Origin of the sequence: Simplicispira sedimenti (assembly GCF_022760965.1) — a bacterium.
GTDB lineage: Bacteria > Pseudomonadota > Gammaproteobacteria > Burkholderiales > Burkholderiaceae_C > Simplicispira > Simplicispira sedimenti.
This window is the reverse complement of the sequence record NZ_JAKVIJ010000011.1, coordinates 106402-130392: the sequence shown is the minus strand read 5'-3', so window position 1 is coordinate 130392 and position 23991 is coordinate 106402. Positions and strand designations below refer to the sequence as shown.

Genomic DNA, 23991 nt, shown 5'->3' with positions numbered 1-23991 from the left:
AAGATCATGAATATCAAACATCCCCAATCAACCTTCTCCGCACTTGCCCTGGCGGTCGTCGTCGGACTGAGCGGACCGGCTCAGGCCCAATCGGCGGCAGGTTCTAGCCCAGGTGCTGCAGCACCCTCTGCCGCATCCAAGGCGGCGCAGCCACAGGTAGATGACAAGGCCGCCCGGGAAGCCGAAAAAAAGCGTGCTGAGCTCACTCAGGACGCCATCACGGCGCTCACCAAGACCCAGGAGGCTTTGACACTCCTTGATGCAAAGAAGACCAAGGAGGCGCTCGCTGCGCTGGAACTGGCCAGCGGAAAGCTGGAACTGGTATTGGCACGCGACGCCAAACTTGCTTTGGCGCCGGTCCATGTACGCGTCATCACCCGCGATATCCACGCCAACGTGGAAACGGTGAAGAAAGCGGTCAAGTTGTCTCAGGAGTTGTTGGGTGATGGCGAGGTGCAAAAGGCCCGGCCCATCGTCGCCAATCTGGCCAGCGAAATCGTGATCGAAACCGACAACCTGCCGATGGCAACGTACCCGGCAGCGATCAAGTCGGCCGCACGGCTCATCGACAGCGGCAAGATCGACGATGCCAAGGCGGAACTCGCCCGAGCACTGAACACGCTGGTGGTGACCTCGGTCGCCTTTCCTCTGCCCGTGCTACGGGCTGAAGCCGCGATGGCAAAAGCTGAAAAGCTGGCCGAGACCGACAAGCGCGATGCCAAGCAGAACGAGGAGCTCAGCACCTTGCTGTCGTCCGTGCGCACGGAGATCGAAATGGCGCAGATCCTGGGTTATGGCAAGAAGGCGGATTTCAAACCCATCTTCGATCAGGTGAAGTCCATTGAGCAAAAGTCGGCTGGTGGCAAAAGCGGCAAGGGATGGTTCGACGAGTTGAAGACGCGCCTCCAAAAGCTGTTTTGAGGTGATGAAGGGGCCGACTGTTCGGTCGGTCAGTCTCGCGATGTTCGCAGTCAGCCCCAATAGATTCGCCTATTTTCACTAACTCATACGAGGCATATCATCATGAATGAGCAAACATCGAATCCCAATGCGACGAACAAAGAAATAAACGAACAGGCCGCGGTAAGCAGCCTTCCTGTCAGTCCACAGGCCAAGCCTGAAGTCGTCACGGAGGTACAGCCTGAGGTTCAGAAGGAAACGGACTCGCAGGCGGCAGACAAACGTAAACAAGTCCTCGATGAGGCCGTCTCGGCCTTGGCGCTGACCAAATCAGCGCTGGCCGCACTTGACGGCAAGGACGCTGCACGCGCATTGGCAACGCTGGCCGAAGTGACGGGAAAGCTGGAGCTGATCGTTGCGCGCGAACCCACGCTCGCCCTGGCCCCCGTTGATGTGCGCACCATCGTGCACGACTTGTTCGCCAACACGGAAACCATTGAGGCGATGACCGACGAGGCGCTGGATGCCCTCAAACATGGCGAGGTGCAACAGGCACGGCACGTGCTGGCTTTGCTGGCCAGTGAAATCGTGATCGCGGTCACCAACATCCCTCTGGCGTCCTATCCCGCAGCCGTGAAGGCAGTCGTGCCGCTGATCGATCAGGGCAAGATCGAAGAAGCCAAAGCCGCGCTGCAGGCAGCGCTCAGCACGCTGGTCGAGACGCGCAGCGTGCATCCGCTGCCCGCCCTGCGCGCCAGGCTGCTCCTGAAGCGCGCCGAGACCTTGGTAGAAGATGGTCAGCGGAGCGAAGCGTCCAATGAGCGCCTGGAGACATTATTGAACGAAGCGCGGCAGCAGTTGGAAATGGCAGAAATGCTGGGCTATGGAAAGAAGAAGGACTTTGAGCCCCTGTATGCTGAAGTCAAGAAAGTGAAGCAAAAGACGGCTGGGGGAGGCGGCGGAAAAGGCTGGCTCGATGAAATCAAGGCAAAGCTGTCCAAGTTGTTCTGAAACCGCTGGATAGGGCGTAAGAGGGGCGCGTCGCGCCCCTCTCTTGGCTCAGGAGTGTTTGCTTTTTCACCCCATTAGATCTTTAGGAGATATAGCATGAATACAGATACCATCACCGATTCCAGTGCGGATGAGCCCACCAAAACACTGTGTTCATTGACCGAAAATTGGTGGATTTTTGCGTTGCGCGGTGTCTTGGCATTGATTTTCGCAGCCCTTGCGTTCTGGATGCCACAATCGGCTCTGTTGGCCATGACCTTAGTGTTCGGCGCATTTTCCTTGGTCAATGGCGCTTTCAACTTGGTTGCAGCGGTGCGCCATATCCAGAAAAAAGAGCGCTGGGGCTGGCTGCTGTTCAGCGGCATTGTCGGCATACTTACCGGCGTCGTCGTCCTGGTTGCTCCTTGGGTCGCCACGATGGTCATGGCTTCTTTTTTATGGGCTAGCGTGGGGTTCTGGGCGATTTTCACCGGTGTGCTGGAGATATCCGCCGCCGTTCGGCTGCGTCAAGAAATCAAGGGTGAAATCTGGCTTGCCTTCAGTGGACTGCTCTCGATTGTCCTTGGCGCTATCGTCTTGTGGATATTTTTTTCCCGTCCGGTCGAGTCATTCCTGGCCGCAGGCTGGCTGTTGGGCTTCTATGCGGCAGTCTCTGGTGTCACGCTTTTGTTCTTGAGTTGGCGTCTTCGCAAAACGCGCCAGGGATAAGATCGGGTCAAACTAAATTCTATGGATATGAGCATTTTCGGTTCGTGCCTCCATAGAAATGACATCAAAGGAGTCATGCATGCAGATGCAATATAGCTATCGAGCTATCGACAAAGAGTTTCATGAACCATGGCAGAGAGCTTTGGGAAATGTGATCGAGCACGCCCTCAAGCCATTGCTCGACAAACACACTAAAGATTCAGTGCGACTTCAAATCGTCCTTGATCGCGACAAGACCAAGCGGCAATTTCTGGCCAGTGGCTATATGCACCTGCCCGGCAAAAAGATTGTCAGCGTTACTGCATCACATGACGAGCTGACGCCCCTCGCGCAGATGCTCGCACAGTCGTTGTTCCGTCAGGCCAAGAAGCATTTTGACCGGCTGCATGCTCAGGACCAAATCAAGCGCAAAGCACGACGCGAGCGCTTGCGCGAGCTCAAGGTGCGAATTGCCGCAAAACCCGCGTCAGCCGCCCATGAGGCCAAAGTGAACCGAATGCCTCTACTGTCGAAACTTGAGGCTGTCGCAAGGCGTGAGCTGGCTTATCTGCGTGCCGTCGGCGATTTACCGCGCGATTATCCGACGCTGCGCGACGTGGTGGATGAAGCGATTGTCCAAGCTGAGGTGGAATGGCAATCCGTGCCGGAAGAAAAAGCGGCTTACTTCGGTCTTCTGAAGCATCTGTTCGCCGTCCTGGATCACGAAGTGGCAAACAGCCGGCAATTTGGCGAATTCGTTTCTCTGGACGCGCCGGTCGAAGCGGATGCCCAGGACGTCGCCGAGGCCATGGTGGAAGAGGAAGTCTTCGAATTTTATCAGCCCGATGACACACTCAGGCTGGCCGATATCATCGCTGACAGTCAGCATCCCGATTCCGCAACGATCGCGGAACAGGAGGAGCTAGTTGATCGGTCGAGCGAGTTCGCTTTTGCATTCGACCTGCTGAAGGACATGCCGCGTTTGTGGCGGCGCATTTTTCTGCTTATCCGGGTGGATGGGCTGGATGCAGGCTGCGCTGCTGAAATCCTGCGGATGCCTAATAAGATAGATGCTGTCAGAGCGGGGCTCATTCAAGCCGAAGCCTTCATTGCGGCTCACGTGGAAGATGCCGGCGTGAGCGAAGACGGGAACGATTGGATCAAAGGCGTAAATTGGTCGGCGATGTCGGTGATCCGAAGCGAGGCAACCTCACCGCAGTCCAAGGAAGCGAACCATGAAAAATGAACTCCACATCGTCTGCCCACATTGCCAGTCCATCAACAGCGTGCCGGCCGCCAAGCTCGCGGATCGTCCCAACTGCGGCCGCTGCCAGCAGCCCTTGTTCACCGGCGAGCCCATCGAGTTGACGACGGCGACGTTCTCGCGCCACGTGGAGCGCAGCGATCTGCCGCTGCTGGTCGATTTCTGGGCGCCCTGGTGCGGGCCGTGCAAGATGATGGCGCCGCAGTTTCAACAAGCCGCGCGCCAGCTCGAACCCGGGATCAGGCTGGCAAAGGTGAACACCGAGGCTGAGCCCCACCTGGCCGCGCAGTTCGGTATCCGCAGCATTCCGACGCTCGCCCTGTTCCAGGGCGGACGTGAGATCGCCCGCCAGGCAGGCGCCATGGGCTCGCAGGACATCGTGCGCTGGGCATCTGCACAGGTGGGGCGCTGACCGATGCAGGACTTGCTCGGCGCCACCCTGATCCTGCTGGCGGCATGCAGCCTCGCGGCGGTGGCGACGGCGGCGTTCAGAGTACCCGCCTTGCTGGGTTACCTCGCCGTCGGCGCCTTGCTGGGCCCGTCGGTCGGCGGTGTAGTCGCGCCGGGAGAAGCGCTTGATTTTCTGTCCGAGCTGGGCGTGGCGCTGCTGCTGTTCATGGTCGGACTGGAATTCTCCCTCGGGCACTTTTGGCTCACTCGCAAGACCGTACTGGTGGCTGGCGGTTTGCAGATGGTCGTTGTGGCCGCACCTCTGACCCTGATGCTGATGGGGTTGGGGCAGCCAGCTCAGAGCGCTGCGCTGCTCGGCGCTGCGGCGGCCATGTCGTCCACGGCGCTGGTCAGCCGACAGCTGGCCGACCAAGGCGAGCTCACCACCCGCCACGGCCGCAGCGCCATCGCCGTGCTGGTCTTTCAGGACCTGGCCAGCGTGCCCCTGCTGGCCCTGCTGGCGATCTGGGCGCGCGGCGAGTCGCCGAAGATCGAGAGCGTGCTGCTCGAAGTGTTGGGCGTGCTGATGTTGTTCGCGGCAGCGGCCCTCGCCTCCCGTCGTCTGTTGCATGGCCTGCTGGGCTGGGTGGCGCGGCAGGGCCACGAAGAATCCTTCGTGCTGGTTTCCTTGTGCGTGGTGGTGGCTGCCGCCGCTGCTGCACACGCGGTCGGCGTATCCGCCGCCCTGGGTGCGTTTTTGGCCGGCATGGTGCTGGGCGAGAGCGACTTCCGTCACCACATGGAAAGCCACCTCAAACCGTTTCGCGATGTGTTGTCGGGGGTGTTCTTCGTGACCATCGGCCTGCAGTTGGACGGAGCGCAGATTCTTTCGGCACCACTGGCGGTGTTCGCGTGGCTGGCAGTGCTGGTACCGGTCAAGATCGGGCTCAACACCCTGGCCTTGCGGGCGACGCGCCTATCCGCCCTCGATGCCTGGCGCACGGGCATAGCGTTAGGGCATGGCGGCGAGTTCGCCCTGCTGTTGTTGGGCATGGTCTTGCAGCAGCATCTGATTCCCGCGACCGTCGTACAACCCATGCTGGTCGCGCTGGTGCTCAGCATGGCCTTGGCACCGCTGCTGATCCGCCATCACGATGTACTTGCCCGGTTCTTGAGCCGCACCGGCGGCGTCATTCAGCCACCCCAGGCTGAAGAAGTTGAGATCACCGCGCAGACAGCGCGATTTCGAGACCACGTCATCATCTGCGGCGCGGGCGAGCTTGGCCTGACCGTCAGTGAGATTCTTCGCCACGCCGGCGTGGCGCATCTGCTGCTGGAAGCAGACGAGCAGAAGGTAGAGGCCGAGCGTGCCGCCGGCGTGCCGGTGTTCCATGGCGATGCGAGTCGGCCCGATACCCTGCTGGCTGCCGGGTTGGCGCAAGCGCGTCTGGTGGTGCTCACGTTCGCCCATGCCCAGCAAGTGCTGCGCATCGCCCAGGCGATTGCCGAGCGCCGTCCGGCGCTGACCTTGTGGGTGTCATGCAGAAGTACGACCGCGGCCGATGCATTTCGCGCCATGCCCAACGTGCGTGTGTACCAGCAATCCTTTGCCGCAGGCCTTGGGCTGGCGGAACAAGTGATGTCGTCGCTTGGCATGTCGGCCGAGCTCGTCGAACGAAACATCAGTGCGATGCGCCGCCGTCTCGACAGCGGCAATGTCGCAGGGAGTCCATCTGCATGAAGTCAACAGGCCGCAATCCATTTCAGGTCTTCCGTGACCAATGGGCCATCATGAGTTTATACGAGCGCTTCGAGCAGGTCGTCGCCCTCGTTCTGTCGGCGGTAATTGCCGTCATCATCGTGGTGTCACTGTTCCAGCTCATCGCCATCGTCTTCACGCTGCTGGTCCTCGATGCCTTCAATCCCCTGGATCACAAGGTATTCCAGAGTGTGTTCGGCATGATCATGACGCTCTTGATCGCGATGGAGTTCAAGCATTCCATCGTGCGCGTGGCGCTGCGTCGGGACAGCATCATCCAGGTCAAGACCGTGATCCTCATCGGTCTGATCGCGCTGGCGCGCAAGTTCGTGATCCTTGACCCCGAGGCGAGCCCCGCAAAGATAGCCGCGCTGGCAGGCGCCACGCTGGCTCTGGGTGCGACCTACTGGCTGCTGCGCAAGCGCGGCGACCGCGCCGCCGAGACCTCTGAGCATGACCCGTCATCATCCCAGTGATCCGCGCACGGCGCTGTTGCAACACCGCTGGCTCAACCGCCTGCAGACCGGGCTGTTGGTCCTGACCCTGGTCGGGATCGCAGCCGCCGCAGGGAGACTGCCGTTTGGGGAAGGCGGCCTGTGGCTCGCGCTGTTTGCCGTTGCAGGTGCGTTGCTGCTGGAACCGGTAGCCGCGTCGGCGCTGAGCTTGCGCCTGTACCGCGTACGGGCCTTGCACCCGCAAGAAGCCCACGAGATGTGGGCCCTGTTGCGCGAGCTGCCCGCCCGTGCCGGTTTGCCCGCCACGCCGGTGCCGCACTATGTGCCCAGTGCCGTCGTCAACGCCTTCGCCACCGGATCGAAGCAGGAGGCATCGATCGCCCTCACCGATGGGCTGCTGCGCAGCCTGAGCCCACGCGAGCTGGCGGGTGTGCTCGCGCACGAGGTTGCGCACATCGCTAATGAGGATCTGCGTGTCATGGGGCTGGCGGATTCCGTCAGTCGCCTCACGAGCCTGCTGGCCCTTATGGGACAGATCGCGATCCTTCTGAGCCTGCCCGAGCTGCTGGTTGGCGCGGCGGAGGTCTATTGGCCCGGTCTATTGTTATTGGCCGCAACGCCCCAGCTGGCCCTGCTCGCACAGCTCGGCTTGTCTCGCGTGCGTGAGTTCGACGCTGACCGCCTCGCGCCGGAACTGACTGGCGACCCGCAGGGGCTTGCGTCTGCGCTGGCGAAAATCGAGCGGGTCAGCCGCTCCTGGCGTGCCTGGCTGTCGCCGGGATGGGGCAATCCCGAGCCCTCCTGGTTGCGCACGCATCCGGCAACGCAAGAGCGCATCTCACGCCTGCTGACGTTGGCGCCCAGGCCAGCATCAGCGTTGCCGTCTCACGAGATCCATTTCTTGCCGGAATCCGCTGTGACGCTTCGCCCCCCGCGCTGGCGCCCGAGTGGACTGTGGCGCTGATTGCCCTCAACAGGAGACTTGTCATGGCCTACCCCGACCCGTACGCGCGCCCGCCACAGGACCACTTTATCCGTCGCTGGCTCTTCATCACCGCCTGCATTGCCGCGCTCATGCTGCTGTGGCAGTTTCTGCCCGCCATCGAGGCCTGGTTCAGTCCGCGCGAGGCGGCAGAACGCACTGTGACGGCGCGCGGCGACCTGGCGGCGGACGAGAAAGCCACCATCGAATTGTTCGAAAAATCGCGCGCCTCGGTGGTCTACATCACCACCGCGCAATTGGTACGCGATGTCTGGACGCGCAACGTGTTCTCCGTGCCGCGCGGTACAGGCTCGGGTTTCATCTGGGACGACGCCGGCCACGTCGTCACCAACTTCCACGTCATCCAGGGAGCGTCCGAAGCCACAGTCAAACTGGCCGACGGCCGCGACTACCAGGCCGCACTGGTGGGGGCAAGCCCAGCGCACGACATCGCTGTACTCAAAATCGGTGTGGGTTTCAAGCGCCCGCCGGCCGTGCCGGTCGGCACCAGCGCCGACCTCAAGGTGGGTCAGAAGGTGTTCGCTATCGGCAACCCCTTCGGCCTGGACTGGACGCTCACCACTGGTATCGTCTCCGCGCTCGACCGCTCGTTACCCGGAGAAGCGGGCGGCCCGGCCATCGATCACCTGATCCAGACCGACGCCGCCATCAACCCTGGCAACTCCGGTGGGCCGCTGCTCGATTCGGCAGGAAGGCTCATCGGCATCAACACGGCGATCTATAGCCCCTCCGGCGCCTCGGCCGGGATTGGTTTCGCCGTGCCGGTGGACACCGTCATGCGCGTAGTCCCGCAACTCATCAAGACCGGTAAGTACATCCGTCCGGCGCTGGGCATTGAGGTGGACGAACAGCTCAATCAGCGCCTGCTGGCGCTGACTGGAAGCAAGGGCGTGTTCGTGTTGCGTGTTACCCCTGGTTCGGCAGCGCACAAGGCCGGCCTCGCGGGTGTCGAAGTCACGCCGCAAGGCATCGTGCCGGGCGACCGCATCATCGATGTTGATGGCAAGGCGACGGACGATGTGGCCAAGCTGCTCGCGCAGCTAGACGACAGGAAGGTCGGCGATGTGGTGGTCTTGTCAGTGGAACGGGCCGGCAAATCGCGCGAGGTGCGTGTGGAGCTGCAACCCGGGAATTGATTGAACTGAACCTGTGGATCAGGCGGTAGTGCAGCGTCGCGGCGATTGAGGTTCTCAGGTCTTCGGCCAGGTAGCGTTCCGCCTCAACCTCCGTAATTTTCGGATGCGATCTGCCTATCCGAATAGGCAAGCATGCAACGCCGGAACCTCTTGCCAATCATCGAAGGAGAAAGCGAGGCGCAATCCGCATGAGGTGGACGCAGGCCAGGAACGAGGCAAACAGGAGGCCGCATTGGAACTCAGACTACTGCGCTATTTCGTTGCGGTCGCGGAAGAACTGCATTTCGCGCGAGCGGCCGAGCGCCTTGGCGTAGAACAATCGCCTGTGTCGCGCGCAATGCGCAATCTCGAAGCCACGCTCGGCGTGCAGTTGTTCGACCGCAGCGCGCACCAGACGCGACTGACCTGGGCCGGTCAAGTGTTCCTCGGTGAGTGCCGGCGTGTGCTGGCCACCGTGGAGCAGGCGGTGAGTGCCGCAAAGGCGGCGGCGCAGGGCTATCAGGGTTATCTGCGCATCGCCATCTGCGACAGCTTGGCGCAGCCCCACATTGCCACCTTGCTGGCGCGCAGCCGCGAGGAAGAGCCCGAACTGGAGATTCGCGTCTTCGAGCTGCCTTTCGCGCAGCAGCTCAAGGGCCTGCACAACGATCTGCTGGACATCGGCTTTGCGCTGTCGGACGCGGTGAGCGAAGGCCTTGTCGCCGAGCCCGTGTGGACCGATCCTCTGTCGGTGATCGTGCCCGTGCGCCACCCCTTGTTGGCGCACGCGGAAGTGCCATTGGATGAAGCCTTGAAGTTTCCGTTGGTACTGTGCCATCCGGACGCGGGATCGGGCTGCCACCACCAGATCCAGGCGGTGCTTCAAGGTGCGTCCAAGCCGCTCAAGCTGGTAGATCAGGTGACGAGCCTAGGCGTGATGCTGACTCTGGTCGGTGCCGGTTATGGCCTAGGTTTCGCCATTGCCTCGCAGGTGCAGACCCTGAACCGCCCCGACATAACCGTTCGCCCCTTGGCCGGCACGCCGCCCATGCTGTCCACCTACCTGCTGCGCCGCAGCGCCGAACCCTCTGAGCCCATGAAGCGGTTTCTGCAGCGCGCCCGCGAGGAGTTCCTGCCAAAGGGAGATGAACCGGCCTCGTGGCGTTGAGCGCTCGGGTACATTGGCTACTGCTGGCTGTCCATGGCTCGCACTGGACTTGCTCGGAGCGCGCGTTGACCAAGCGTGGTTTTTCAGTCCATAATTATGTCCATCTCGGTTCGCCGAGTGCGGAAAACTCGTTATCAATCAACGAGTTGGGAACACGATGATGTTCCCATCACCCGCTCCACAAAAACAAAGAGCCTGGCGCGCACCGTGCGCCAGGCTCTTTTTTCGTGGGCAGCCGCTTCATACGGTTTTGCCTTCAAACGTATAACGTTGTTGGGTCGCCTTGCCGTGCTAAAGCACTGTCTTCGGCTCCCCGCCTAGGGCGTGTTAACACTAATGTCGATCATGGCGATTGCGCCGGACAATCTCGGACATGGAGATCACGCCCGAACAATTCGCCACCATTGAGCGCTGCCTGCCCAGGCAGCGTGGCAACGTCAGCCTGAGCAACCTGCAGGTGGTCAATGCGATCCTCTATGTGGCCGAGCATGGTTGCAAGTGGCGAGGACTGCCCAAGCGCTTCGGTAACTGGCACACGATCTACACGCGCATGAACCGCTGGACCAAAGCCGGCGTCCTTGATCGCATGTTCGAGGAGTTGCAGCGAGCACAGGTCGTGCGTATCAAGATTGAAGCGGTCTCACTGGACTCCACCAGCATCAAGGTCCATCCCGATGGCACGGGGGCGTTATAAAAAACGGCCCACAAGCCATCGGCAAGTCCCGAGGCGGATGGAACACCAAGATTCATATGGTTGCTGCGGATGCTCGAACGGCCGTGACGTTCTCGCTTTCGCCTGGGCAGGCGCACGACGCCCCTGAAGGCCGGCGCCTGCTCAGCAGTCTTGGGCCGACCAGCAGACCGGTGCATTTGTTGATGGACCGTGCCTACGAAGGCAACGAGACACGGCAGCTGGCACTGGATCTGGGTTTCATTCCGGTGGTACCGCCAATGAAGACGCGGATCGAACCTTGGGAGTACGACCGCGAGATGTACAAGCGTCGCAATGAGGTCGAGCGCTTGTTCCGTCGGCTCAAAGGCTATCGCCGTATCTTCTCGCGGTTCGAGAAGCTCGACCTCATGTTCCTGGGCTTCATCAGCTTCGTGCTCGTCGCTGATGGGCTGAGGATGTGTTAACAGGCCCTAGATCTGGAAGGCGCCGCCTCTCTCCCTTACGCCCAGCAGCGGCGTCGATCAAGATGACACGACACCCCCGACGGACTTTGTTTGCTTCCGACGGACTTTCTTTGTTGCCATCAGGGCGACTGCTACCGAATAGCGCTTTGTGCGTCCCCCATGTGTGTCCACTACCATCCGGGCCGATTTGAGCCATGATTTGAGCCACGGCACCTTCCATGGCCCGTTGCGCTGGCATCGTCGGTTGTCGTTTCAGCAGTAAAGTCGCTAGGGCCTGTTCAAACTATTTTTACCAGATGCGTTGCGATCAAAAAGGGCCAGGCGCAAGACGCCAAACGAAGCTGGGGTGCGGCCCCAGCGAGGCTTGTCAACGCCGCGCATGGCCCTTTTTGGTCGCAACCCGAAGGGAACACGGTGAGAACCGGGCCACTCGTCGTTGCACTCCTAGCCAATGCCCCGGCCTTGGCGTCGCCCCGCGCCTAGATTGGCGCGGTTTGCACCCCGTTCGCACTGGCAAAAATAGTGTGAACAGGCCCTAGCCAATACTCCCCACTCTTTGACGGACGTGATCTCCATACTTTCCCACACATCGAACTTGGCCCGCACGGATGCGAGGTACGACACGGTGGATGCCCTGCGTGGGTTTGCCATGGTCTGGATGACTGTGTTCCATTTTTGTTTCGATCTGAGCCATTTTGGTTATTGGCCTCAGGATTTCCGTCATGACGCGTTCTGGACGGTGCAGCGGACCGCGATAGTGAGTCTGTTTCTTTTTTGTGCAGGTCTGGGACAAGCCCTTGCATGGCACCAAGGGCAGGGTTGGGGCCGTTTTGGCAGGCGTTGGGGCCAGATTGCCGGGTGTGCGTTGTTGGTGTCTGTGGGCTCGTGGCTCATGTTTCCACGCAGCTACATCCACTTTGGTGTGCTGCATGGCATGGCGGTGATGTTGCTGCTCGCACGTCTCACAGCGCCTTGGGGGCGATGGTTGTGGTTGACGGGGGCGGTGGCGCTGGTGTTGCCTTGGGTCGCGCGGTGGGCGCTGTCCGAACCCTTGGCAAGCTGGGCACCCTGGTTCAATGGAAAGGGGCTGAACTGGCTGGGGTTGGTAGCACGCAAGCCCTATACCGAGGACTATGTACCGGTATTTCCCTGGCTGGGGGTGATGTGGTGGGGACTGGCCAGCGGCCAGTGGCTGTTGCGGCATCGCCGCAGCGCTTTGCAGCAGCCTTTGGGCGTTGTGCTGAGCAGGCTTGCGCTGCTGGGGCGCTGGAGCCTGAGTTATTACATGCTGCACCAACCCGTGATGATCGGCAGCCTGCTGTTTGTGGGCTGGGTGCTGGGCCGCTGAAGCCGCCAAAACACAACGCGGCCTTGGGAGCCGCGTTGTGCTGGTGTCAAGGCTATGGATTATTCCACTTTGGCCTTGGCGCGCATTTCGTCCTGGAACTTCGTCACCTTCATTTGCTGCAGTTGCTGCGAAATCTGCGGTTTGACTTCTTCCAGCTTGGGCAACTGCGCTTCACGCACGTCGTCCAGGCGAATGATGTGCCAGCCGAATTGGCTCTTGATCGGGGCCTGGGTGGTTTTGCCCTTTTCGAGCTTGACCATGGCTTCGGTGAACTCAGGCACGTAGCTGCCAGGGTTGGCCCAATCCAGGCTGCCACCTTGGGCGCCAGATCCAGGGTCCTTGGATTGCTTCTTGGCGATGTCCTCGAACTTTCCGCCCTTCTTCAGCGAGGCGAGGATGGCCTTGGCTTCTTCTTCCTTCTCTACCAGGATGTGGCTGGCCTTGTATTCCTTGCCGCTGTTGGCGGCCACGAACTTGTCGTACTCGGCCTTGATTTCGGCGTCGGTCACCGGATCCTTCTTCTGCTGGTCGAGGAACAGTTCACGGATCAGGATGGTCTGGCGGGCCAGTTCCATCTGTGCCTTGAAGTCGGGCGAGGCTTCCAGGCCGCGCTTTTGCGCTTCCTGCATGAAGATTTCGCGGGCGATGACTTCTTCCTTGATCTGACCTTCCATCTCGGGGGTGAGCGGACGGCCGGAGCGTTGCACCTGCTGCTTGAGCTGCTCAACGCGCTCGGAAGGAACGGGTTTTCCGTTCACGATAGCAAGGTTCTGGGCATGCACGGGCAGGGCCACGGCGCCCGTCAGGGCTGCGGCCACGAGGCCGGACAGGAGCTGTTTCTTCATTCGAGTTCCGTAAAAGAAAAGGTTTTCAGGCGAGAAATGGGGCCTGTCTAGACGATTTCGATGGCAATGGCGTGTGCGCCACGGTCAATGAAATCTTGCAGCGCATCATACACAAGGCGATGCTGGCGTACCCGGGTCAAACCGGTAAACAAAGGTGACGCGATACGCACACGGAAATGGGTGCCAAAACCCGTTCCGTTGGCGCCGGGATGGCCCTCGTGCTGCCAGCTTTCGTCCAGCACCTGCACGGTGGTGGGCTGGAGTTTCTCGCGCAGTGCGACTTCCATGTCGGGAGCGGTGATGGCCTGGGTATTCATGCCAGGGGGTCCTTTGCGTTGTCGGTTTCCTTGATGTAGCGCCCCAGGAACAGGGCCTGAACCACGATGAATACCAGCATCAGCCCAAGCCCGCCGAACAATTTGAAGTTGACCCAGGTTTCAGTATCGAACTCATACGCCACCCAGAGGTTGAGTGCACCCATGGCAGCGAAGAAACCTATCCAGCTCCAGTTCATTGCGTTCCATGCAGCCTCGGGCAGTTCCATCTGGCTGCCCATCAGGCTCTTGATCAGGTTCTTGCGCAGCACCAGTTGACCCACGAGCAGCGCGCCACCCATCAGCCAGTACAGAACGGTGGGCTTCCATTTGATGAAGGTCTCGTTCTGCGCCAACAGCGTGGCGCCACCGAAGACGACGATGACGCCCAGGCTCAGCCATTGCATGGGCTCGATCTTGCCTTGGCGCAGCCGCAGGTACGCAATCTGTGCCACCGTTGCGGCGATGGCCACACCCGTGGCCACATAGATGCCCCAGATCTTGAAGGCGACGAAGAACAGGATGATGGGGAAAAAGTCGATCAGCAGTTTCATGGTGGGGCCTGGTGAGCCGGGTCAGGGAGCGTCGGGGGTGAAGTCCAGCGACGCCGAGTTCATGCAGTAGCGCAGGCCCGTGGGGGCCGGGCCGTCGGGAAAGACATGGCCCAGGTGCGCACCGCATTGTGCACAAACGGTTTCGGTGCGCAGCATGCCGTGGCTGCGGTCGGTGATTTCGCGGATCGCACCCGGTACGGCATGGCTGAAGCTGGGCCAGCCGCAACCGGCGTCAAACTTGGTCGCGGCGTTGAACAGCGTCTGGCCGCAGCAGATGCAATGGTAGCTGCCATCCTGCCAGTGCGCTTCGTATTTGCCGGTGAAGGGTCGCTCGGTGGCGGCCAGGCGGGTGACCTGGAAGGCGCCGGGCTCGGCACCCTTGTCACGCAGCAGGGCCAGCCATTCGGCGTCGGATTTCTGGATGGGGTAGGTCATGATGAGCAACTGATGGCGATGTGCCGGGCCCAGTCCGGCGGGAATCCGGCATGCGCTTCGAAGCCGGGGTGTGCGTCAAAGGGGCGTTCCAGCAGGGCTTGGAGGGTCTGTATCTCGGAAAAATTCCCTTCCTGCGCGGCGCGGATCGCCTGCTCGCCCAGGTGGTTGCGCAACACCATATGGGGATTGGATTGGAGCATCAAATCGGGCTCTGGCGCTCTACCATCAAGCGCATCAAGCTCCGAATAGGATAGCAACCAGCGATCGTAGCCCGCCCGGTCGGCGAACAGGTCGCGCACCGGTTCGAAGGCGCCGCTCGCCACCGCATGCGAAAGACGGCGCCAGAAGATGGGGTAGTCCACCGCATTGTCGGCCAGCAGGTGCAGGATGCCGTCGATGAGGGCGCTGTCGTTCTCTCGTGCGCAGCGCAGGCCCAGCTTGGCACGCATGCGATCCATGAAGTGCTGGGGATACAGCGTGCGATAGGATTCCAGGGCGCCCATGGCGATCGCCGGATCGCCAATCAGCGGCTGCAACGCCTGGCCCAGGCGGTACAGGTTCCAGAGCACCACGCCCGGCTGCTGACCGAAGGCATAGCGCCCCTGGTGGTCGCTGTGGTTGCAGATGTGGCCTGGGTCGAAGTGGTCCAGAAACTGGAACGGCCCGTAATCGATGGTCAGGCCCAGGATGCTCATGTTGTCGGTATTGAGCACGCCGTGGCAGAAGCCCACGGCCTGCCACTGCGCCACCAGGGCGGCGCTGCGCTCGCTCACCGCCTGCAGGAGCGCCGCGTAGCGATTGCCTGCCTGGCCGCCGCAGTCGGCACCGTCCTGGCAGTCTGGGTAGAAGCGTTCGATCACGTAGTCGGCCAGTTGCCGCAGTTCATCAAACTGCCCGCGCGCCGCGAAATGCTCGAAATGCCCGAAGCGGATGAAACTGGGCGCCACGCGGGTCACCACTGCCGCCGTCTCCACCGCCTCGCGTTGCACGGGTTCGGGGGAGCCGCACAGGTACAAGGCCCGCGTGCTGGGAATGCCCAGCGCATGCATGGCCTCGCTGCAGAGGAATTCACGGATGCTCGAGCGCAGCACGGCACGCCCGTCGCCCATGCGCGAGTAGGGTGTGAGCCCGCTGCCCTTGAGCTGGATTTCCTGCGGTCCTTGCGGCGTTTGCACTTCGCCCAACAGCAGCGCCCGGCCATCGCCCAGCTGCCCGGCCCACACGCCGAACTGGTGCCCGCTATAGACGCTGGCCAGTGGGTCGCCTCCCAGGGGCAGGGCATTGCCGCTGAAGAGCCGCAGGGCGTCTTCGGACTGCAGCCATGTGTTGTCCAGCCCCAGCAGGAGGGCGGTGCCGGGGCTCTGGGCGACAGGGTAGGGCGCGGGCAAGGGCCGGGGTGGCAGGCGCGTGAAAAAAGCCGGGCCCAGCGCGGCGAAGCTGTTGTTCCAGGTGAGGCCGGTGTCCACAAGGGGCTGCGCGGTGGTGGCGTGCGGGGTCATCGGGGCATTGTCCCGCAGGGCCCCAATGCATGCGTGCAGCAGGGCTATCCGGTCACGGCAGGGCCTGCCTGCAACTGGCTGCGGTACTGTCCCGGAGGCATGCCGAACCAGCGCTTGCAGGCTCGGAACAGGTTGCTGGTGTCGGCAAAGCCGAGCAGATCGGCAATATCGGCCAGGCTGTGGCGTTCGTTGGCGAGGTACTGGCGTGCCAGTTCGCAGCGTGTGTCGTCCAGCAGTTGCTGGTAGCACACCGATTCGGCTTGCAGGCGGCGCTGCAGTGTGCGATCGGTCAGGTGCAGTCGCGCGGCCACGTCTTCACGGCGCGGCTCACCCAGGTGCAGGATGCGTGCAATCTCGGTGCGTACCCGGGTACTGGTGAGCGTCTGGCCGAGCTGATCCAGTTCGGTTTCGACCAGGCGCTCGTGCAAGGCCCACAGGCTGGGGTTGTGGGTGGGGATGGGTGAGCGCAAATCGACATCGGCCAGCAGGAATCGGTTGGCGGGCTGGCCAAAACGTGGCAGCAGGCCGAAGGCGGCGCGGTGGGGCGTGTCGTCTGCCGGGGGCGGGGTGATGAGCTCGACGGCCAGCGGTGTCAATTCCCGGCGCGTGAGCCAGTGGCACAGCGTGAGCAGGGTGAGCACCGCGTATTCCACGCGTTGGCGCGGTATGGGCCGGGTGGCGCCTATGTGGCTGAGCACCAGCCAGTAGCCGCGCGGATCGCTCTGCAGGGCGAAGGTGGTGGCATCCGAGATGACGGCCATGTGCCGTTCCAGGTGCCGAAAGCCGGTCAGCAGATCGGGGCCAGAGGCGAGCGCATAGCCCACCAGATCCACATTGCCGTAGCGGGCCGTCAGGTTTCGATCAAGGCCCAATGCGGGATTGCCGTGGCGGGCAACAGCCAGTTCCCATAAGTGACTTACCCGGTCCACATCCACTCGGGTGTGCGGCTGCTGCAAGGCTTGCAGGTCGATGCCGGCTTGCGTGCACAGATCGGCGGCAGGCAGCCCCTGGGCCGTCAGCATGTCGGTGATGCCGCGCACCCATGCCGCAGAGCTGGTGCGCGGCGTCATGCGCGGTCTCCGGGGTTAGGGAGAACACTGGAGTGGCACTCTGAAGTCACTGTTTTGGCGCGGTTGCGATAGTGGCAAATGGGGCAGGGTTCGCACAATCGGCGGCGAGGCCGGATGCACAGCGCATGCGGTTCCTCGGCAGGGGGGCCGAGCATTCCACAAAACCCCCGAGGAGACAAACATGGCCGATTATCTTTGCAGTTGGCGCATCCGGGCTGCCATGCTGGTGGGGGTGCTGCTCGCAGGGTGCGCAGGCGTTGGTCGGCAGCCCGCCGCGCCTGAGTTGCGTGAAACCCGCTATGGGCTGGTGCGCGGGGTGAACGACAGCGCTGCCAGCGGCACCTATGTATGGAAAGGGATTCCCTTTGCCCGACCGCCCGTCGGTGATCTGCGTTGGCAACCACCCGTGGCGCCCGAGGCGTGGCAAGGTGAGCGCGATGCCACCCGCTTTGGTCAGGCCTGCCTGCAGATAGGGCGTATCTATGGGCCGGGAGCGAACAACCGTTTCGATGAAACCATTGGCCAGACGCTGAACACCCCCGTGGGCAGCGAGGACTGTCTGACGCTCAACATCTGGCGTCCGGCGAACGAACAGGGGCAACTGCCGGTGCTGCTGTTCCTGCATGGGGGCAGTGCCATCTCGGGGTACACCGCTGACCCGGTGTACGACGGTGCGGCGCTGGCCCGTGCCGCGGGTGCCGTGGTCGTCACGGCGAACTACCGGCTGGACGTGCTTGGTTTTCTGCACCTGCCCGATCTGCAGGCTGGCCACCAGCCTGCCACTGGCAACTATGCGCTGCTGGACCACCTCCAGGCGCTGCGCTTCATCCAGGACAATATCGCCCACTTTGGTGGTGATCCGCGCAATGTGACGCTGATGGGGCAGTCCGCAGGCGCCATCAACGCTCTGGCGCTGCTCACGGTGCCCGAAGCGCAGGGGCTGTTCCACAAGCTCGTGGCCGTGAGCGGTGGTATTTCACTCCCGGCCAATCTGCCGCCCGGCAGCATCCCTACGCTGAGTCCGTCTGCCAAATACGCGGCCCAGGCGGCGGGATTGCTGGCCCATCTGGCGCTGGCCGACGCTCTGGCAGGCGACCTGGGGCAAGCCAAAGCCCTGGTCGCGGGCTGGACCCCCATGCAGAAAGCCCGCTACCTGCGCGGCAAGGACGGGCGCGTGCTTTTGCAGACGGTGCTGGCGAACCGGTTGACCGGCTCGGGCCCCATCCCTGATGGCGTGCTGCTACCGGCTGACCCCATGGCCGCCATCGCCGCCGGCCGCTACCACAAGGTGCCGGTGCTGACGGGCTATACCGCCGAAGAGGGCAAGCTGTTCGCGCCTTTCCTGGCACTGCTGGGCGGTAAACCGGGCATGAAGATCGGTGACGCCGAGCGTTTTGCCATGATGCAGCGCTTCGACCCCGATGCGCCGCCGACGCTCACGGCGGGCGACATCCTCGATGCCTCTTACCTGCCGGTGTCTGCGCCGGGCACGGGTTACAACGCTCGTACCCGGCTGCTGGCCAGCCGCTTCTTCGATCCCAGCCGCGACAACCTGCTGGACACGCTGCGCGGCCAGCAGAAGGAGGTGTGGAGCTACCGCTTCGACTGGGCCCAGCAGCCCGCGCCCTGGAACGAGGTGTACGGCGCGGCCCATGCTTTCGATCTGCCTTTCCTGTTCGGCAACTTCGGCCCCTCGGTTTTCTCCCGAGCCAGCAACAGCAGCGCCAACAGGGCGGGGCGCATGGCGCTCTCCCAGGCCATGATGGACAGCGTGGCTGCGTTCATGCGCACCGGACTGCCAAACAACGCCACCGTGGCCATCGACTGGCAGCCATGGCCGCGCAAGCTGGTGTTCGACGCCGATGCACAGGCTGTGCGCCTGCGACAGGAGTAAGGCAATGGCAGTCGCCTGCAGTCAGGCCAATGCCGTGGCGGCCAGGTGGGCGTTCAGCGCCTCATCGTCCACGATGGCCACACGGCCGAAATCCAGCGTCACGATGCCTGCGGCCTCCAGTGCCTGCAGCACGCGGTTGACGGTCTGGCGTGAGAGCCCGGCCAGCTGTCCCAGCTCCTCTTGGGTGAGATTCAGCCTGCGCGTGCTGCGCCAGAACAGGCGACTGAGGTACAGCGCCACACGGTGTTCGGGCGAGCGTATGCGGCCGGCCTCGATGATGGCCATGGCCTGGCCCAGGCGCAGGTTCATGTGCTGCACCAGGAACTGGTTGAACGCCAGGCTGGTGTCGCGCAGCGTGTGGAACAGCGGCAGGGGCAGGCACAGCAAGGACGTAGGGCGCAGTGCCACCACCTCGTACTTGCGTGCTTCGGCCTTGAGCGCAGAGCCCTCGCCAAACCATTCGCCGTCCGGAATACCTATGAAGGCCGAAGTGCGTGCCTTGCATGCGGGGCTGCGCAGGGTCACCAGCCCCTGGAGCACAGCGTGCCAGCCCTCGACCTGCGAGCCGACCGGCAGCATGACCTCGCCTTTGGCGCCTTCTGTTTGGTACACGCCGCTGCGCACCGCTTCCTGCAGCGTTGCGGGCAGGCTGGGATACCAGGGCTGGCTGCAAATGAAGCGCTCGGCAGGGTGGGCAACGCAGAACATGCAGCCATTTTCGCAGTTCTGCGGGGGCGCGATCGGGAAAACCCTGGGCAGTTGTCTGCGTGGCGACAGGTGTTGGCAGCGCAGGGAGCGGGCGCGACACTGCGCCCCGTTGGGCCTTGCAAGGCCTGGGTGTGACTCAGGGAGACCGATGTGAACAAGCGAGAGTTTCTGGGGGCGCTGGGTGTGGCCGCTGTGGCGCCCTGGGGCGCGGCGCATGCTGCTGCGGGGGTGACGGACGGCGAAATCTTGCTGGGCCAGTCTCTGGATCTGTCGGGGCCGCTGGCCGAGATGGCGCCCGATATCGTCAACGCCAGCAAGGCCTGCTTCGATGCCGTCAATGCCCAGGGTGGCATCCACGGGCGGCGCATTCGCATACTGACCGAGGACGACGGCTACAAGCCCGAAAACACCGTCAACAACCTGCGCAAAATGCTGGGCCAGGATGGGGTGTTTGCCTTGTTCAACCTCACCGGCACGGCCAACGTTGCTGCGGCCTTGCCCCTGCTGGCCCAGGAAAGCCCTGCGGTGCCTTTGATCACGCCATTCACGGGCGCCGACCTGGTGCGCGCCCCCGGCCTGGACCACGTGTTCAACCTGCGCGCCAGCTACGGGGACGAGGTGGACAAGCTTGTGCAGCACCTGACCACCATCGGTGTGCCGCGCATTGCCGTGCTGTGGGTGAACAACGCGTTTGGCAAGGATGGCCTGGCGGGCGTGCGCAAGGCCATGGACAAGCGCGGGCAGAAGCTCCATGCCGACGCGCCCGTCCAGGCCGATTCATCCGATGTGGCCCAGGCCGTTGCCGCGCTGGTGGCTGCCGATCCCACGGCCATCATCCTGATCACTGCCGGGGCGCCCACGGTCAGCTTCATCAAGGCCTACCGCAAGCACAGCCGGGGGGCACGGTTCTACACGCTCTCGGTCATGGGTACGCAGGCGACCCTGCGTGCGCTGGGGGAGGACGGCGTGGGGGTGGTGGTCGCCTCGGTGGTGCCGTTTCCGTGGAGCCAGAGCCTGCCCCTGGCGCGCGAGTACCGCACGGCACTGCAGGCGGCAGGGTTCGGTCAGCATGTGTCCTTCATCGGGCTGGAGGCCTACATGAATGCGCGCCTGGTGGTCGAGGGGCTCAAGCGCGCGGGTCGCGATCTGACCAGGCCGCGATTCCTCCAGGCGCTGGAGTCCCTGCGCCACTACGACCTGGGAGGCTTCGAACTGGACTACGGCAAAGGCGTGCGCCAGGGATCAAGGTTTGTGGATTTGACCATCATCGGCAAGGGCGAGCGGTTCACCCGTTAGGATGGTGCGTGGGTTATTTGATTGCTACACAAAGGAGTACACATGTTGGGTTTGATGCAGAGCCAGCCGTTGCTGATTTCGTCGCTGATCGAGTTTGCCGAGCGGCACCATGGCGACGGGCAGATCGTCTCGCGCCGGGTGGAGGGTGACATCCACCGCTACACCTACAAAGAGCTTGCGGCGCGCTCGCGCCAGCTGGCCAATGCCCTGGATGCGCAGGGCCTGCAGTTCAGTGACCGCGTGGCCAGCCTGGCCTGGAACGGCTACCGCCACATGGAGATGTATTTCGGCGTGAGCGGCTCGGGTCGCGTGCTGCACACCATCAACCCGCGCTTGCACCCCGAGCAGATTGCCTGGATCGTGAACCACGCCGAAGACCAGGTGCTGTGCTTTGACCTCACCTTCCTGCCGCTGGTGCAGGCGGTGCACGCCAAGTGCCCCACGGTCAAGAAATGGGTGGCGCTGTGCGATCCCGACAAGCTCCCGCAGGACAGCGGCGTTCCCGGCCTGGTCAGCTACGAGAGCTGGATCAGCGCCTATGCCAGCAGCTATGACTGGCCGTCGTTCGACGAAAACAGCGCTTCCAGCATGTGCTACACCAGCGGCACCACGGGCAACCCCAAGGCTGCGCTGTACAGCCACCGTTCTACCGTGCTGCACGCCTACGCGGCAGCGCTGCCCGATGTGATGTGTCTGTCGGCACGCGACGCCGTGCTGCCGGTGGTGCCCATGTTCCACGTCAACGCTTGGGGCATTCCCTATTCGGCAGCACTCACGGGCTGCAAGCTGGTGTTCCCTGGGCCGGCGCTGGACGGCAAGTCGGTGTACGAGCTGATGGAGGCCGAGCAGGTCAGCTACGCTGCGGGCGTGCCCACGGTCTGGCAGATGCTGCTGGGCCACATCAAGCCTGCAGGGCTGAAGTTCTCCTCGCTCAAGCGAACGGTCATTGGCGGCTCGGCCTGCCCGCCCGCCATGATCACGGCCTTCCAGGAAGAGTACGGTGTGGAGGTGCTGCACGCCTGGGGCATGACCGAGATGAGCCCGCTGGGCACGCTGTGCACGCTCAAGAACAAGCAGCTGGGCCTGTCCAAGGACGAGCAGATGAAGGTGCGCCAGAAGCAGGGCCGCGCCATCTTTGGCGTGGACATGAAGATCATCGACGGCGACGGCAACGAGCTGCCCTGGGATGGCAAGACCTATGGCGACCTGTTGGTGCGTGGCCCCTGGATTCTGGACACCTACTACAAGGGCGAGAGTCCGCTCATCAAGGACGCCCAGGGCCGGGGCTGGTTCCCCACCGGGGACGTGGCCACCATCGACGCCGACGGCTTCATGCAGATCACCGACCGCAGCAAGGACGTGATCAAGTCGGGCGGCGAGTGGATCAGCTCCATTGACATTGAAAACATCGCCATGGCCCACCCGGCCATCGCCATGTCGGCCTGCGTGGGCATGCCCCATCCCAAGTGGGACGAGCGCCCCATCGTGGTGGTGGTGAAGAAGCCTGGCGCTGAAATCACGCGCGAGGAGTTGCTGAAGTTCTACGAGGGCAAGACCGCCAAGTGGCAGATCCCGGACGACGTGGTGTTTGTCGATGCCATTCCGCTGGGTGCCACCGGCAAGATGCTCAAGACCCGGCTGCGCGAGCAGCTCAAGGATTACAGGCTCCCCGGCCTGTGATTCAGGACTGGCGCGGCCACGGGGGTCGGCCGTGCCAGTCACATGTGCGATAGGGGCTAGGGGCAATCCCTGAGCAATGCCGCAGCGCAACACTGTACGCTGCATCCATCGATTCAACCGGAGACTGAAAACATGAAATTTGCTATTAAAACCGTAGCTGCTTCCGTAATGCTGGTAAGCGCTGGCGCTGCATTTGCTCAAAAGGGTGAAACCGTCAAGATCGCCTGGATGGACCCGCTGTCTGGCCTGATGGCTGCGGTCGGCACCAACCAGCTCAAGAGTTTTCAGTTTCTCGCTGAAGAGTTCAACAAGAAGAACGCTGCGGGCGTGAAGTTCGAGATCATCGGCATCGACAACAAGCTCAGCCCGCAGGAGACCAGCAGCGCCCTGCGCTCGGCCATCGACCAGGGCGTGCGCTACGTGGTGCAGGGCAACGGCTCCGGCCCGGCCCTGGCCATCATCGACGCGCTGGAAAAGCACAACGCCCGCAACCCCGGCAAAGAGGTGCTGTACCTCAACTACGCCGCCGTGGACCCTGACCTGACCAACAGCAAGTGCAGCTACTGGCACTTCCGCCTGGATGCCGACACCTCCATGAAGATGGAAGCCCTGACGACCTACATGAAGGACATTCCCGAGGTCAAGAAGGTCTATCTGATCAACCAGAACTATGCGCACGGCCACCAGGTGTCCAAGTTCGCCAAGGAAATGCTCAAGCGCAAGCGTCCTGATGTGCAGGTGGTGGGCGACGACCTGCACCCCCTGGCGCAGGTGCGTGACTTTGCGCCCTACATCGCCAAGATCAAGGCCTCGGGCGCCGATACCGTGATCACCGGCAACTGGGGTTCCGACCTGGCGCTGCTGGTCAAGGCCGCCAACGATGCGGGTCTGAACAACGTCAACTTCTTCACCTACTACGGCTCGGTCACTGGCACGCCCACGGCCATGGGTTCTGCGGCCGCAGGCCGTGTGTACATGGTGGCCTACGCGCACATGAACCTGCCCGGCCCGCTGAACCAGATCGTGGTGGACTACAAGAAGAAGTTCAACGACGACATGTACACCGGCGCCGTGTACCACGCCTACTCCATGCTGTCGGAAGCCTTTGCCAAGGCCAAGACCACCGATCCGGTCAAGGTGGCCGCGGTGTTGGAAGGCATGAAGTTCAAGAGCTTCAACGGTGAAGTCGAGATGCGCAAGACCGACCACCAGCTCCAGCAGGGCCTGTTCATCTCCAAGTGGGAAAAGGCCGGCGGCAAGAACCCGCTCGATTCCGAAAGCACGGGCTACACCTTTGTCCCGGTCAAGTACTACGAGCCCTATGTGGCCAGCACGCCCACTTCGTGCCAGATGAAGCGTCCTTCCTGATCGCGCCCTGGGGCGGCGCTGGTCGCGTCCACGCCATCTGCGTGGAACCTGTTCAGCGTTGCCTTGGCAAGAGGCCCGACGCCCCTCGGGC

The 23991-nt window shown here is 62.6% G+C and carries 23 protein-coding genes; 16 read left to right on the top strand and 7 right to left on the bottom strand.

Annotation, left to right across the window (positions count from 1 at the left end; translation table 11 throughout):
* The first annotated feature begins 6 nt into the window (after window positions 1–6).
* The 12 genes from yfdX1 to MJ602_RS12945 all read left to right on the top strand — a co-directional run bounded on the left by yfdX1 (window position 7) and on the right by MJ602_RS12945 (window position 12237).
* Entirely contained in the window at window positions 7–921 is a 915-nt protein-coding gene (yfdX1, locus tag MJ602_RS13000) for a heat resistance protein YfdX1 (RefSeq protein WP_243021177.1), read from the top strand.
* Window positions 922–1023: 102 nt separating this feature from the next.
* Entirely contained in the window at window positions 1024–1911 is an 888-nt protein-coding gene (gene yfdX2, locus MJ602_RS12995; protein ID WP_243021176.1) for a heat resistance protein YfdX2, read from the top strand.
* A gap of 96 nt (window positions 1912–2007) precedes the next feature.
* Window positions 2008–2619 carry a heat resistance membrane protein HdeD-GI gene (hdeD-GI, locus tag MJ602_RS12990; RefSeq protein ID WP_111197259.1) on the top strand — a complete coding sequence of 204 codons (612 nt, stop codon included), beginning with the start codon at window positions 2008–2010 and terminating at the stop codon, window positions 2617–2619.
* Between the two features lie 79 nt (window positions 2620–2698).
* Window positions 2699–3844, top strand: coding sequence for a hypothetical protein (locus MJ602_RS12985; protein ID WP_243021175.1), 1146 nt, complete (start codon window positions 2699–2701; stop codon window positions 3842–3844).
* Window positions 3834–4274: a heat resistance system thioredoxin Trx-GI gene (gene trx-GI / locus MJ602_RS12980; RefSeq protein ID WP_000787151.1), complete on the top strand. Its 441-nt coding sequence runs from the start codon at window positions 3834–3836 to the stop codon at window positions 4272–4274. Before MJ602_RS12985 ends, trx-GI begins: the two co-directional genes overlap by 11 nt.
* A 3-nt stretch (window positions 4275–4277) precedes the next feature.
* Window positions 4278–5993: a heat resistance system K+/H+ antiporter KefB-GI gene (gene kefB-GI / locus MJ602_RS12975; protein WP_243021174.1), complete on the top strand. Its 1716-nt coding sequence runs from the start codon at window positions 4278–4280 to the stop codon at window positions 5991–5993.
* Window positions 5990–6487, top strand: a complete 498-nt coding sequence (psiE-GI, locus tag MJ602_RS12970; protein ID WP_012761374.1) for a heat resistance protein PsiE-GI — start codon at window positions 5990–5992, stop codon at window positions 6485–6487. The genes kefB-GI and psiE-GI overlap by 4 nt, the downstream gene beginning before the upstream one ends.
* The gene (locus MJ602_RS12965) at window positions 6465–7430 is read left to right on the top strand and encodes a zinc metalloprotease HtpX (RefSeq protein WP_243021173.1); all 966 of its coding nucleotides are present in this window, start codon (window positions 6465–6467) and stop codon (window positions 7428–7430) included. The genes psiE-GI and MJ602_RS12965 overlap by 23 nt, the downstream gene beginning before the upstream one ends.
* Before the next feature lie 23 nt (window positions 7431–7453).
* The gene (locus tag MJ602_RS12960) at window positions 7454–8605 is read left to right on the top strand and encodes a S1C family serine protease (protein WP_243021172.1); all 1152 of its coding nucleotides are present in this window, start codon (window positions 7454–7456) and stop codon (window positions 8603–8605) included.
* Window positions 8606–8837: 232 nt separating this feature from the next.
* Window positions 8838–9752 carry a LysR family transcriptional regulator gene (locus MJ602_RS12955; protein WP_124082457.1) on the top strand — a complete coding sequence of 305 codons (915 nt, stop codon included), beginning with the start codon at window positions 8838–8840 and terminating at the stop codon, window positions 9750–9752.
* A gap of 373 nt (window positions 9753–10125) precedes the next feature.
* A protein-coding gene (locus MJ602_RS12950; RefSeq protein WP_243021171.1) for an IS5 family transposase occupies window positions 10126–10889 on the top strand; the annotation gives its coding sequence in 2 pieces (ribosomal slippage) (window positions 10126–10444 and window positions 10444–10889; 765 coding nt in all).
* Window positions 10890–11445: 556 nt separating this feature from the next.
* Window positions 11446–12237, top strand: a complete 792-nt coding sequence (locus MJ602_RS12945; protein ID WP_279236249.1) for a heparan-alpha-glucosaminide N-acetyltransferase — start codon at window positions 11446–11448, stop codon at window positions 12235–12237.
* 59 nt (window positions 12238–12296) lie between these two features.
* Here MJ602_RS12945 and MJ602_RS12940 read toward each other — a convergent pair whose 3' ends face one another.
* The 6 genes from MJ602_RS12940 to MJ602_RS12915 are packed head-to-tail and all read right to left on the bottom strand — an operon-like array spanning window position 12297 to window position 16954.
* The gene (locus MJ602_RS12940) at window positions 12297–13082 is read right to left on the bottom strand and encodes a peptidylprolyl isomerase (protein WP_162016170.1); all 786 of its coding nucleotides are present in this window, start codon (window positions 13080–13082) and stop codon (window positions 12297–12299) included.
* Window positions 13083–13129: 47 nt separating this feature from the next.
* Window positions 13130–13399, bottom strand: coding sequence for a BolA family protein (locus MJ602_RS12935; RefSeq protein WP_243021170.1), 270 nt, complete (start codon window positions 13397–13399; stop codon window positions 13130–13132).
* The gene (locus MJ602_RS12930; RefSeq protein ID WP_162016172.1) at window positions 13396–13950 is read right to left on the bottom strand and encodes a septation protein A; all 555 of its coding nucleotides are present in this window, start codon (window positions 13948–13950) and stop codon (window positions 13396–13398) included. The genes MJ602_RS12935 and MJ602_RS12930 overlap by 4 nt, the downstream gene beginning before the upstream one ends.
* Window positions 13951–13971: 21 nt before the next feature.
* Window positions 13972–14385 carry a peptide-methionine (R)-S-oxide reductase MsrB gene (msrB, locus tag MJ602_RS12925; protein WP_243021169.1) on the bottom strand — a complete coding sequence of 138 codons (414 nt, stop codon included), beginning with the start codon at window positions 14383–14385 and terminating at the stop codon, window positions 13972–13974.
* A complete protein-coding gene (locus tag MJ602_RS12920; protein ID WP_243021168.1) occupies window positions 14382–15884 on the bottom strand; it encodes a protein adenylyltransferase SelO in 1503 nt (500 codons plus the stop codon). Before MJ602_RS12920 ends, msrB begins: the two co-directional genes overlap by 4 nt.
* 44 nt (window positions 15885–15928) lie before the next feature.
* On the bottom strand, window positions 15929–16954 hold the full coding sequence (locus tag MJ602_RS12915; RefSeq protein ID WP_243021167.1) for an AraC family transcriptional regulator: 1026 nt from the start codon (window positions 16952–16954) through the stop codon (window positions 15929–15931).
* A 181-nt stretch (window positions 16955–17135) separates the two neighbouring features.
* Between MJ602_RS12915 and MJ602_RS12910 the strand changes: the two genes are divergently transcribed.
* Window positions 17136–18848, top strand: a complete 1713-nt coding sequence (locus tag MJ602_RS12910) for a carboxylesterase/lipase family protein (protein WP_423246710.1) — start codon at window positions 17136–17138, stop codon at window positions 18846–18848.
* Window positions 18849–18869: 21 nt separating this feature from the next.
* On the opposite strand, the gene MJ602_RS12905 is transcribed toward MJ602_RS12910, so the two are convergent.
* The gene (locus MJ602_RS12905; RefSeq protein WP_243021166.1) at window positions 18870–19556 is read right to left on the bottom strand and encodes a Crp/Fnr family transcriptional regulator; all 687 of its coding nucleotides are present in this window, start codon (window positions 19554–19556) and stop codon (window positions 18870–18872) included.
* A 150-nt stretch (window positions 19557–19706) separates the two neighbouring features.
* Here MJ602_RS12905 and MJ602_RS12900 point away from each other — a divergent pair, with 150 nt between their 5' ends.
* From MJ602_RS12900 to MJ602_RS12890, 3 genes are all read left to right on the top strand, one after another.
* Window positions 19707–20852 (top strand): ABC transporter substrate-binding protein, encoded by a 1146-nt coding sequence (locus MJ602_RS12900; protein ID WP_243021165.1) that lies wholly within the window; start codon window positions 19707–19709, stop codon window positions 20850–20852.
* Window positions 20853–20894: 42 nt separating this feature from the next.
* Window positions 20895–22532 (top strand): 3-(methylthio)propionyl-CoA ligase, encoded by a 1638-nt coding sequence (locus tag MJ602_RS12895; protein WP_243021164.1) that lies wholly within the window; start codon window positions 20895–20897, stop codon window positions 22530–22532.
* A 132-nt stretch (window positions 22533–22664) separates the two neighbouring features.
* On the top strand, window positions 22665–23900 hold the full coding sequence (locus MJ602_RS12890; RefSeq protein WP_243021163.1) for a branched-chain amino acid ABC transporter substrate-binding protein: 1236 nt from the start codon (window positions 22665–22667) through the stop codon (window positions 23898–23900).
* Window positions 23901–23991: the final 91 nt, after the last annotated feature.